This is a genomic window from Shewanella sp. MM_2022_3, assembly GCF_022557375.1.
In the GTDB taxonomy this organism is placed as follows: Bacteria; Pseudomonadota; Gammaproteobacteria; order Enterobacterales; family Shewanellaceae; genus Shewanella; species Shewanella xiamenensis.
Genome location: NZ_JAKZGV010000007.1, coordinates 21258 through 32906 on the forward strand (window position 1 = coordinate 21258; position 11649 = coordinate 32906).

Here is an 11649-nt window from a genome sequence, read left to right on the forward strand (position 1 = left end):
GATAATTCCCCATAAATAACTTGCCCTAAATGCAAATAGTGCGTACTACTTACGCACTATTTCTCTTACAGATTCCCCTATCTAGTTCATGTAAATTTAATTACGCGAAGGGAAAATCCCTTCAGTTGCGATAATAAAATTAACCACTACATAAGGTTGTAAAATAGGAACGGGCTGGTTGTTACCGACTACACCCGTATTACCAGTCACATTAACGGTCGTGGTGGTATTCACTGGCAAAAGCGTGGTATTAGGTGCAGTAGTGCTATATGCGTTGAGCGCATTTAATCCGCTGGATACCTTGGCAGGTACTGTCGTTGGTCCCGGTGCTGGTGCATTACCGTTAGCTGAAGATGCCCCAAGCGCAACACTGACATTTCCAGTTCCACTCAATGCAACACCATGACTATGAGTCGGCAATTCACTGATCGTCAATGTTACATTCTCGGTTCCACTTACCTCACCCAAAGTATATTGGCTTGTACCAGGGCTTTGGCCTGCGTGCACAGGCACACGCCCTTGTAAATTAGGCAGCGCAAAGGTCGTTTGGCCATTGCCACCATAGGTAGTACCCAGAATTGCAAAAAGTGCAGAGTTTTGCGAGATAGACAGTAACTGCCCATTACAAAGTGCCCAGCCACGGGGAGCAAAGTTGCCGGCAAACATAGAGATTTGACCGATAAATGGATCTGACATTGTATTTCTCCTTAAATAACGACTTTGTCTATGTAACGTCTTGCAATGACTTAATTACTCACGACAATTAATCGACAGCGAGTCCTTTTGCTGATGACAACATCATTCACATCACACAATCGATGGTCTACTGTGAAACATAATGAAAACAATTTAGCTACAACTAAACATATCTGAAAAATCGGCAAACACAATTAAGCAGAAATAATTTTGTGTAAATTATCTGCCGACGTTTAAGGCCATAGCATTGACTCATAGGTTTCGGAACGGCTTTGAAACTGAAATCCATGCCGTAAATAAAGTGATTTAGCTTGAGTATTTTCACTCTCTACTGATAAATGAACAGGCAACTGACGTTGCCTCGCCTCAAGCTTGACCGCCTCTAATACCGCAGAGCCTAAACCGCGACCTCGCATACTTGGCGCAATAATAAAATCAACAAGATGAACCCTATGCTCATTGGTATCGAGCATTAGTTTGCCGACCGCTTGTTGCTGATAAAACAATATATAGGTAATGGCATGTGGATATTGCTCCCGATAGGAGACTTGTTGCAGCCGATATTGTTGCTCCAACATGTTCTGTACGACATCAAGGGGTAAACCAAGCTCATAGAAGAAGGTTTTAGTTGAATAAAAAAGTTCTGCCATAAATAGGTTATCGCTTGCATTGGCAGGCTTAATACTCAAGCCAGTGAATGGATTTAACTCAGCTAGCATCATGGTTTTTATCTCGAACTAAAGGTTGCAACAGTTGCTCATAAGCATTCAATAACAGCTGCCATGAGAGAGTTTGTGATTCATTTAATGGGGTAGATAGCACGGGTACCATGGGTACAAACAATTGCCCTTGTCGCTTTACATCAAAGCGCCAGTGGCCTTGCCAATGCTCAATATCTTCTGCGGCTAACGGCCATTCTAAAATGGCCGAAAGTGCGCTGGGTTTAAGCGCATTTAATTGTTGATAATCCATTAAGATGCAATGACTTGATTGATAAAGTGCAGCAGTTTGCTGGGCAAAACCATGTAACACACCCATTCGAAATGCATCTACACTAGGCTCACCATGTGTGTTTTCACTAAGCGGCAATGCATGGAGAAATACAGCCTTCACTCGCCCCGCCATATGCATCCCAGCCTCTCGTTGATGCGAAGCCAAAATATCTCTGGGATGGCGCATAAGACATAGCACTCGACTATTAGGGTAGAGTTCTAGCAACATGGGCCAACAAGCTAAATCCCACGCATTCCACTTGATCACTAGCTCACGCTCATCAGGCCGCAACCGCCCTTGCAGCCTTAAACATAAATCCACCAGCTGCGGTGTTAAGGCCGAAGGCCAAGCATCATGGTGCATCACATCGCTGCAGAGCATAGATTCGGATAACACTCGGCAAGTTTTGAGTAGGGAAAAACTGCTTGAAACGAGTGTTGACCCACAACGAGACCAATGGAAAATCATCAAGTTAGGATTGATAGCGGACAAACTTTCGCGTTGGGATAATAAGGGTTCGAGCAAGGTTTGAGGCTGGATAAAACTAGCCAGTAAACCACGACGAGCATCGCAGATATCGTCCTCCAAAAAAGGGTTTGATAACCGCTTAAAAACCGGAACCCAACTGATTGTTTTGGTTTGAGAATGATAACGAGAAGGAAACCAAACTTGGCTAAAGCGTGCTAAATCCGGAATGAACCCTTGTTGCTGCAAGGCAATAAATGCCAGCATCTGCTCTAAATTTAGCTCAGGCCAATTGAGGAAGTCTGCCATCAGAGCAATAAAATGCTCAACATCCTGCGCTTGATGCAGTAAAAACAATGATTCAGGCTGATGCAGCAATTGCCAATGGCGTTGCTGCTGTTCATTAAAATCAATCATTAGCAGGCCATTGGGTAGAAGTTAATGTACTGCACCATGCGTGGTAACACGCCTCGATTGGGCGTCGGTCCATGGGGCAAGGCATGGTGCCAAATAATTAAATCCCCTGCGTTTGCGGAAATGGGTTTAATGGGCCACTCCTCCCAACGCTGTTGCTGCAACTCAATATCAGTCTTGTTTTGTTCCTGTAGCCAAGTTTCTATTTTGAGGTGAAAACCGGGAACACAGCAAAATGCCCCTTGCTCGGCAGGGGTATCCGTAAGATAAATCAATCCTTGAGTCCCAAATGGCACAGGCAGTTGCAATGGCATATCCCAATGCATATGCGGGCCAGGAAACTGCCAAGTGGGCGTTTCAGGGGGATTAAAACTCACTCTATCAGTCGTCATCACTAAATCGGTTCGCTGCCATAATTGTTCAAAGGCTTGACGGATTAGAGGTGCTTGCCGATTGGCATCGAGGATAGGATGACGAAATAACTGCAGCATGATTTTCTGCATCAACTCATGGGACTGATACCAAGTTGATGGATCATTTTCATTCGCGCCAAGCTGTTGCCAAATCACGGCTCGACTGGCCTCGCATTGGGCTTTTGACAACACTTGCGGGATGACTAAATATCCCTCCCGTTGCCAAAAGGCGAGTTGGGCATCGGTAAGCACTTGAGGTAAAGCGTTACCATAAGCTAACTCGGTATTGCCGCTTTCTAGCTCAGCTTGGGATAAGGCACGCAATCGCTGATTAATACCGACAATATCCGCGGTGGTCAGTTTAGTTTGTCTTTGAACGAAGGCGATAAAATCAGTTTGTTTATCAAATTGATAGAGCGCCTTGATCCCAGGTTCTAATCCAATACCGCACAGATCCAGCAGCGCTTTATCTAGGCTCCATTCTCCCTCTGCCACCTCATTGGTTTGTCCACGCTTTTGCAACTGAATTTTTTGCCATAGTCGCTGCAAGTGATAAATGCCCAAACAACTCAAATCCTCACTGCCAACAAGCGCCAATTTATGCTGCTGATATTGGAAGATAAAATCGGGATATGCTCCCAGCTCGTAACGGAAGTCCACTCTGCTAAGAGGTTTAAGCCACAGGGACTTTTTATATTGGGAGAGGGTTAATTGTGATTGGTTTTCAAGTAATTGATGTTCGCCATAAACCCTGATTTTTGTCGTCAGTTTTAGGCTTATGGGTTGGGGTTCATAATCAGGTAACAATAAGCTCCCCACTAGCCCACTTCTGTCACCTTGAGCGAGCAAGCGGGCATGAGCTAAATCGAGACAGAATAAAGGACCCAAATAAATGGGTGGCCGCTCTTTTAGCTCGATCCACGCATCCAACTCAATCGACTCAGGGATCAAACATCCATCCTCTGCTAAAAAATGCTGTAGATGGCTAAAAATCTGTACCTGCGGTTCCTGTTGCAGTAGGTGTTTCATGGTTTCAGAAATTATCAGATCAAAGGTTTGTGTTGATGCTGGCCGCCAAAGCGTAGCGTCAGCATAAATAAGCGCATCGACACGATCCGCTACATCGAAATATGCCAGCAGCTTTTCAACACTCTCCAATGACGCTCGATGAATGTCGAGTAAGGTTACTCGCACTTGCTTCGCCGTAAATAGCGGTAATAAGGCTAAGATTAACCAAGCAAAAGGCCCGGTTCCGGCATAGAGTATGTGCACAGGATGGTTCGAGTTAGCTTTAAGTTTGTCCTGTATCGCTTGATAAATTCCCTGAATAAACACTCTGCTACGTTCGGGATCTTCTGCACATTGCGCCGCAGTTGTCGGTGATACCGCCTTGCCAAAAGCCGTAATACTAGCCTCCGTATCGAGAAACAACGCCGGGTGCAGTTCCAACCCAGTCAATTGGCATAACTGCGCCAGCATTGGATCGATAAGCCGCTTTGCCTCCCCCGCTGAATGGGATTGCAACAGCGCCTGAGCAAACAGCTTTAATCTTAGATACGCCCCGCGCTGCCCTGCATTAGGCTTTGATCTTGGCATCATGGATAAGCTCCTTTAACCACGAGTTGACTTCACAATCGATCACCAAATTAATTCTGGCATCCACGCCTTTATTCGCGACCCAATGGGTTTGGTCAGCATTGATATACCAAAGCTCTCCGGCCCGCATAGGTACACGTTTATCATCCACATAAAAATAAAGCTGATCATGGGTTTGTAGGGGCAAATGTAATCTAGCCTCACCCTGTTCAAGTGATAATCCTTGATCCCTATGGGGCTTGATTTCAGCACCAGCGTGTAAGCGCATTAAGCGCACCGATTTAACTGGGCAAGCAAGGGATTGAATAAACTGCAGCAGCGCGGGGCTCGATTCCAGTGAAGGCAAATTATCCCAATCTGTCGCGGCACTAATGGAAAAGGCTTGTAAAATGGGGTGCGCGACTCGATATTCCTCGGCGCAGCGTAGAGCCAACACATCCCAACCGCCCTGAGAGCCCGCGTGATAATCACGTTGGTTAATGTGTGGCAACCACTCATGCTGCAACAAAGTCGTGAGTTCTTGCTGTAAACTAGTGATATTCGGAGCTTGGGTGAGTAAGGCGAATGAGCAGATATCCATATCCAAGTGTCTCATTTTTAGACAAAAACGAATTAATCAAGCCTAGCACAAAGTGTCATGCTGACAAGATAAGCTGATCTACAAGCCAACCTAACCACACAGGACATCCCATGTTTGACTGGAAGAAGATTGATACTGTACTGCTCGATATGGATGGCACCCTGCTCGACCTGCACTTTGATAACCATTTTTGGTTGAGTCTGGTGCCACAGGAGCTGAGCAAGCAGCGGGGATTAAGCCAGAGCCAGGCACAACAACGGGTGGAAGAAGCCTACGGCAGAGTCGCAGGCACGTTAGATTGGTATTGCCTCGATTATTGGCAGTCCGAGCTGCAGCTCGACATTATGGGGCTTCACCGCGACTTAGTTGACCGTATTCAACTGCGCCAAGACAGTATGCCTTTTCTCGATGCCCTCGCCGCCGCGGGCAAAAAACGCATCTTAGTCACCAATGCCCACCCTAAGAGTCTTGCTCTTAAGCTGGAGCATACTGAACTTGGAAGTGGTTTAGATGCGATGATCTCAAGCCATGAAACGGGTTATCCCAAGGAACACCCACAATTTTGGCAAACGCTATTTGAAAAATTCGCCCTCGTGCCAGAGCGCTGCCTGTTTATCGATGATAGTGAACCCATTTTAAATGCCGCGCGCTTAGCGGGCGTGGGGCATCAGCTCGGGATCAGCAATCCCGATAGCCAAAAACCTGCCAAAACCTTCAATGATTTTCCGGCCATTAGCGACTATCGTTTGTTGCTTAACGATCTCGCGAGTTAACTCCTCGAAACACAAAAGGCACCCAAGGTGCCTTTATCAAATCATGCATTAGGTTACATTACTGGCTAGATTAAAGCCCAGGAATACGCCCCTGATAAACAATAGGGAAGTAACCGTCATCTCCACGCTTGCCGAGGATATTAAGAGATTTACGCATATCTTCCGGCTGTTCGTTGGTCTCTTTGATCTTAGCGGCAACCTTGACCATATTCCCCTCGTCTAACTGTAAGGTACCGATAATTCCCAACTGGTTTTTACTCTCATCGGTAGCAAGCTGGGCTTTCCCCTCAACACAGCTAAGGCCCAACTCGATATTACCCAGTGGATAATCGCCGAATTGATTCTTCACATTGGTTTGGTTTAAGAATAATTTACCCGATAACTGCTCGCACCAAGGTTTACCTTGTTCTAGGGTTTCAACCAGCAGGCTGACTTCACCATTAATTTCGGTTCTAAAGGGCAGCTTAGTATTACCAATTAAGAAGCTATCGGGCGCTTCAAAGCGTAATCCCTGCGCACTAATGCCAGCCATTGACCAAGTGATTAACCCTTTAGCACTTACGGGTGTTGCTCGGCTACCTACTTGAAAATCCAGCTTCACTTTACCTAAAAACAAAGACCAAGGGCTGAGTTCCCAACGCACTTGCTCCAATTGGCGCTGCTGAATATTCAAAGTTTCAATGCTACCCGCCCAAATACTGCCACTCACTCCAGAAATTCCCACATTCGCTGGGAGTGGTGCGAGGCGCACGGCCACACTGGCAGGAAACAACGCCACTAAAAACACGATATAAATTAGTACACCAATAATAATCTTTTTTATCAGACTCACAGCTACACCTTAACCTATTGCGCTAGTTGGATCCGTCTTACTTTGACATAGCCAGGCGCGTCAGCCTCCGCCAAATCAACACTCTCAAGGGATAAGCCCTTTTGCTGCACTAAATCATTCAAATAACTGAGTAAGGCATCGAATGGCACATCATCCATCCACACTTGGATTTTATCGCCCTGGGGCTGCATGCGAGTGATCACTAAGCCATAACTGCCCGCTGTTTGGTTGACGACTGAACTTAAACTGCCGCTCATCGTCGGCTTAGCGCCGCTTTGTTTTAAGCCAGCGATTTTATTCGCCGTCTGCTTTACATAGGTCAAGGTTTGCTGCTGTGCCGTTAAGTTGCGCAGTGCATTGGCCTCAGCATTGGCGATTGGCGTCCAAATCCCCCAGTAAAATAGACCGATCACTAAAAATACGGCGCCAAAACCTACGATCTGCTGCTCGCGCGACGCAAGCCCTTGCCACCAAGTCCGCAAATTATCCATCTTATTTGCTCCTCAAGGTTAAGGTGCTGGTGACCTGATCTTCACCGCTATTCATCGTGCCACCATCGATTTGGAAACGACGGCCGACAATCTCTTTAAACTTCTCAATTTGCGCGTAATTTTTAGCAGTGACTTGCATGCGGATTTCATTACGGGCACTTTCAAATCGTAAGCTATTGGGTTTTAGCTCAGGTACTTGTTTAAAGGCGTCTTGTAACCCCGCCAGCATAGCAAAAAACTCTGCACCACTGCCTTGGCCTTGGAGTGCGCGCAGTTGGCTCTCCATCTGCGAGCGTAAATTCACAATACGTGAATTGCCTGGTATCACTTGTTGATAAATGGCTTCACTTTGCGCCTTCAAATCGGCGATTTGGCCATTTACCTGATGAATAGTTAAGCCTTTATTTACCAGAGACAACACAATAGCAATGGCTAGTACAATTGCCGCATTTTTCCATTGCAACAGATGCTTACTGTATTCGCGCTTAGGCGTATAGACACCCGTCAGTAAGTTAATCGGCGCATGTAAAATGCCGCGCGCCAGCACCAACATAGGTAAGTCGAGTGGCTGTGGCTTAAGCTCGACACCGTCCAACTCCATCTCGGTGTAACTGGCGACCGACACCTCGTCTGTCTGAGCCGTCAGTTGCTTCATTGCCACTGGCAACCAAGATAAAGGCAGGCTATGGCCCGTTCCTAATCCTGTACGCAACAATAACTCATTACCGAAACGCATGGCCGCCCATTGGCATTCCTGCAATGGCAAGGCCAAGCAATCAGGCACGATACGCTTTACTTTTAAGCCCGCTTCGGCCAAACAGCTGAGCCAAGTTTGCATTTGCTCATGGGCAACGGCGACCACGCTGAGGGCATCGCCATTGCGTGGACCAACGGTAAAGTGCATCGCATCCACATCCTCGGCGATGGATTCTTCCAACATAAAAGGCAGGGCCTTTAAGGCTTGGCGTTGACCTTTTTCGGGCAGATTCACGCTGGTGAGCGTCATGGCGGAAGCTGGCACCAACACATCAATGGGGCGATTGCCCGCGCGCTCAGTTAAGGTTGATAAACCTTGGGCGTTGGCCAGTTCGCCTGAGGCGATAATTTCTTGTTCTTGTTCGGACCAAACCAGCCAAGAGCATGCCTGCTCTGCGGTTCTGCCTAAGCGAATAAATAGCCGTTCACTCACAGTTTTTCTCCACCAGCTTCAACCTTAAGGGATTGAGCTTGTTTGCTATTATTTTTGTCCACCAAACTGACGGGTGAGCACATCCATTTTGTTACCGCTGCCCTTTTTGAGCACACTCTCCATCCTAAAAATGGCGTTGTCGACCTTTGCGCCCGAGGCAAGGAGGAAATATTGACTGTCGATCACAAATGTCGACTTCATCGCATCTTCCCATTTAATCGACCCCATTGAGGAGGATTCGTAAAAATCATCAATCTTGGCAAAACCATCGCCAGGGCGCTGGTTAATAATGCTTTCCGCCTCACCGACGGAAATCTGATTATCGAGCATGGCCGCCAGCAGCGCTGCTTGTTCGACATCAATGGTATTCACATTCAACAATTGCCTGTCATTCCCCGGGATAACACAAATATAGGGCAATAATTTCAAATAAATATCCTGTGTGTATCCCATCACTGCCCGCAGCTCACTTCGATGATTCATCAGAGTGTTGGCGGCACGGTATGGCACGTGGCGTGCTTCATACTCGGCATCTTCAGCGCCATAGGGGCTGGTGATCGTGTCTTCGTCGATATAATCCTTTAGGGTTTGAGTGAGATGATCAGCGGTAAAATCATCCATACCTAAACTCACTAATAACGCCTTGTATTGCTTAGCAGCCAAGGGCAATTTAGGTTGACCGTTTTCCACATCTTTTGTGGTGACGGACAAGGCATTTAAGTTAAAACACGAACGCATATCGGTGATCTTGCCTGCAATCTCGCCATATTCTGCCGGAAATACCACATCGCTCATGGCCCAATATTGTTGCTTATGGACACGCCCCTCTGAATCGTCTAAGTCCTGCTTGAGGATCTTCTTCGCCAGCTCTTCGGCGGAAATCGCATACCAATAGGCCTGATCGTACTGAGCTAAGTTTAAGGTGCGGCGCATCGACAACTGATTACGACTGGTAATATTGGTGGCAATAATCACCACCATGGCCACGATCAGTAATACGACGATCAGCGCGACACCACGCTGTTTAGTAGGAGTTCGCCTTATCATGCGCCATCCTCATTTTCTGGCTCACCGGTGCCGGGATCTTCTTCCCCGTTACCGGAACCATCGCCGTTATTATCTTTGTCACCGTTGTCTTCTTTATTGTCTTCGGTGTTTTCGTCTTTGTTGTCTTCATCACTAGACTTTTCTGGCGCCGCCGCGCCCAGAGGCAGCATAAACTTACGCTGAATCTTACCTAGACCTTCAATCTCAATTTCGATTGCAATGGCTTTGGGTAACTTAGTCGCCTCAACCTTTCGCTCCCACTTATCCTCCATAAAGAAGGAGTACTCGACCGAGAGCACCTTATCGATAATCACCGTCTTGATTGGCTCGGCACCAAATTCCGGCTCAGGGTAAGGAAAATACCAGCGTTCTAATTTTCCTTCTCGTACGACATAGGCGACTGACTGCAAACTGCCACGGGGCAATAAGCCATCTGGATTGAGCCAGCCCAAGCGGTAAAAGACTAAAGCCTCGGATTCCGAATCTAAAAGGTCATTCCCCGTCTGAAATACCGTTGTTCCGCGGCCACCTTCGAGGAGTCTAGGTGTGCGGGCAACCATCTGTCCCAAGTCGCGCTCAATCGCTCCAAAGCCCTGTTGCAACGCTTTTAAACGGGTTGAGAAATTCTTTGTCACTTCATCATTGGTCAGAACTGTGCTGAGTACCGCATTAGCCGCTAACCCCAACATGGCAAAAATCGCAATCGCGATCAGCATTTCCAGCAGGGTAAACCCCCGATGAGCATTAGTTTGTTTTAAGGACATAACTGCTCACTTGTGCTGCAATACGCTGATAACGCTCATCTTCACTGACACTAATACGGATCATGCGAAAATTATCATCGGTGGTTTTCACCACTTCTTTTCGCCAGTACCAATCCTTACCCGCCAGTTCTACTTGGCCCTCTTTTTTACCGATTTCCGGAAATTGAGGCTCGAGTCTGGCATCGACCATTTGATTGTCGGCTACCCACTGAGCAAGGGTGCGCGACTCCAAAATCGGCATATTCGCCATTTGCTCACCCAAGCTTTTGGTGATGGAAACGGCGGCAATCGCAAACACCGCCAAGGCGACGATCACTTCGAGTAACGTCATGCCCTTAGCGTATTTCATCGGGGCGCCCTAGGGTTAAACGGCCAAGGGCATCGCCCACCACCAATACGTCGAGGGGGCCTTTATCTGTCTTGGTAATAAAACTCAATTCAAAGGCGCTCATTTCGCCGCTGGGTAATAGCAAAATCTGTGGTTCAGGGTGCTTTTTCTTATCTTCCGCAGAGGGCTCGATTAAAGGTTCTTTAAACCAAGAGTCATCTTGTTCGTCCTCTTGTGCGAGCGGTAAACCATCGAGCACCAAATTAATCACCACACCAGGTTCCATTTGTTTTTCAGACAGAATTCTGTCCTTTTCCAATGGACTCCATTTACCATCCTTATAAAAAACAAACTGATAACTGGTTTTTTCCACCACAATACCGATAAATTGGCCGCTTAATACGGTTTCATCCAGCACTAACTCTGTAGCGGCTATAAATTGCTGCGCGGTTTTTTCCAGCGCCTGTTGTGGCCCCGAATTGCCAATAGACATGGTCACCGCCGCGGCGGTGAGTCCCATTAGCAAAATCACCAGCATCACCTCCATCAAGGTGAAGCCGGCGTGGCGCAGCGTTAACATCTTATTGGAAATTCTGTAAGTTCCAGTTACCGATATCATCTTCGGTACCTGGTTGACCGTCTGGGCCTGCACTAAAGATATCTAACTTGCTGTTTTCGCCAGGGCTTAACAGTAAGTAGTTATTACGCCATGGGTCCTGTGGTAAACGCTTTACATAACCTTCTTCGCGGTAGTTACGAGGCTCAGGTGAAATCGTTGGTTTTTGCACCAAGGCTTCTAAACCTTGCTCAGTCGTTGGATAAACACCGTTATCTAACTTGTACATATCTAAAGCGTTTTCGAGCGCGACTATGTCAGATACCGCTTTTTGTTGGTCGGCTTTATCTTTGTTGCCCATCAGATTTGGCACCACCATAGACGCCAAAATACCGAGGATAACGATTACCACCATCACTTCAAGTAAGGTAAAACCCTTGTGCTTTTTATTCATTTGCATCGATTACATCTCCTAAAAAACCTGTGCCATTCTCAGCCGTATGACTGAAAGG

General features: G+C 47.0%; 14 protein-coding genes. 1 reads left to right on the forward strand and 13 read right to left on the reverse strand.

From position 1 onward, the window contains the following. Positions 1-96 precede the first annotated feature (96 nt). The 5 genes from MMG82_RS06195 to MMG82_RS06215 form a co-directional block, all read right to left on the reverse strand. On the reverse strand, positions 97-696 hold the full coding sequence (locus tag MMG82_RS06195) for a tail fiber protein (RefSeq protein WP_144346541.1): 600 nt from the start codon (positions 694-696) through the stop codon (positions 97-99). 233 nt (positions 697-929) lie between these two features. Next, entirely contained in the window at positions 930-1418 is a 489-nt protein-coding gene (locus tag MMG82_RS06200) for an N-acetyltransferase (RefSeq protein ID WP_037427517.1), read from the reverse strand. Continuing rightward, positions 1405-2571 (reverse strand): hypothetical protein, encoded by a 1167-nt coding sequence (locus MMG82_RS06205; protein WP_241406626.1) that lies wholly within the window; start codon positions 2569-2571, stop codon positions 1405-1407. Before MMG82_RS06205 ends, MMG82_RS06200 begins: the two co-directional genes overlap by 14 nt. After that, positions 2571-4580, reverse strand: a complete 2010-nt coding sequence (locus MMG82_RS06210; RefSeq protein ID WP_240292807.1) for a phytanoyl-CoA dioxygenase family protein — start codon at positions 4578-4580, stop codon at positions 2571-2573. The genes MMG82_RS06205 and MMG82_RS06210 overlap by 1 nt, the downstream gene beginning before the upstream one ends. Then, positions 4558-5157: an aspartyl/asparaginyl beta-hydroxylase domain-containing protein gene (locus MMG82_RS06215; RefSeq protein WP_240292806.1), complete on the reverse strand. Its 600-nt coding sequence runs from the start codon at positions 5155-5157 to the stop codon at positions 4558-4560. Before MMG82_RS06215 ends, MMG82_RS06210 begins: the two co-directional genes overlap by 23 nt. A 110-nt stretch (positions 5158-5267) precedes the next feature. Here MMG82_RS06215 and yrfG point away from each other — a divergent pair, with 110 nt between their 5' ends. Then, the gene (gene yrfG / locus MMG82_RS06220) at positions 5268-5930 is read left to right on the forward strand and encodes a GMP/IMP nucleotidase (protein WP_240292805.1); all 663 of its coding nucleotides are present in this window, start codon (positions 5268-5270) and stop codon (positions 5928-5930) included. 70 nt (positions 5931-6000) lie between these two features. Here the strand turns inward: yrfG and MMG82_RS06225 are convergent, their stop codons facing one another. Genes MMG82_RS06225 through gspG form a run of 8 tightly spaced genes read right to left on the reverse strand, consistent with a single transcriptional unit; the run spans position 6001 to position 11597 of the window. After that, on the reverse strand, positions 6001-6762 hold the full coding sequence (locus tag MMG82_RS06225; protein ID WP_037427523.1) for a type II secretion system protein N: 762 nt from the start codon (positions 6760-6762) through the stop codon (positions 6001-6003). A gap of 14 nt (positions 6763-6776) precedes the next feature. Beyond that, complete coding sequence (locus tag MMG82_RS06230) at positions 6777-7253, reverse strand: type II secretion system protein M (protein WP_037416438.1); 477 nt, start codon at positions 7251-7253, stop codon at positions 6777-6779. Position 7254: 1 nt separating this feature from the next. Continuing rightward, complete coding sequence (gspL, locus tag MMG82_RS06235) at positions 7255-8442, reverse strand: type II secretion system protein GspL (RefSeq protein ID WP_172589899.1); 1188 nt, start codon at positions 8440-8442, stop codon at positions 7255-7257. Positions 8443-8490: 48 nt separating this feature from the next. Further along, positions 8491-9489, reverse strand: a complete 999-nt coding sequence (gene gspK / locus MMG82_RS06240) for a type II secretion system minor pseudopilin GspK (protein WP_037416434.1) — start codon at positions 9487-9489, stop codon at positions 8491-8493. After that, positions 9486-10253 carry a type II secretion system minor pseudopilin GspJ gene (gspJ, locus tag MMG82_RS06245; protein WP_037416432.1) on the reverse strand — a complete coding sequence of 256 codons (768 nt, stop codon included), beginning with the start codon at positions 10251-10253 and terminating at the stop codon, positions 9486-9488. Before gspJ ends, gspK begins: the two co-directional genes overlap by 4 nt. Beyond that, complete coding sequence (gene gspI, locus MMG82_RS06250; RefSeq protein WP_037416429.1) at positions 10234-10602, reverse strand: type II secretion system minor pseudopilin GspI; 369 nt, start codon at positions 10600-10602, stop codon at positions 10234-10236. The genes gspJ and gspI overlap by 20 nt, the downstream gene beginning before the upstream one ends. Continuing rightward, the gene (gene gspH / locus MMG82_RS06255) at positions 10589-11161 is read right to left on the reverse strand and encodes a type II secretion system minor pseudopilin GspH (protein WP_240293456.1); all 573 of its coding nucleotides are present in this window, start codon (positions 11159-11161) and stop codon (positions 10589-10591) included. The genes gspI and gspH overlap by 14 nt, the downstream gene beginning before the upstream one ends. Position 11162: 1 nt before the next feature. Then, positions 11163-11597, reverse strand: a complete 435-nt coding sequence (gspG, locus tag MMG82_RS06260) for a type II secretion system major pseudopilin GspG (protein ID WP_011715426.1) — start codon at positions 11595-11597, stop codon at positions 11163-11165. Between the last annotated feature and the right edge of the window lie 52 nt (positions 11598-11649).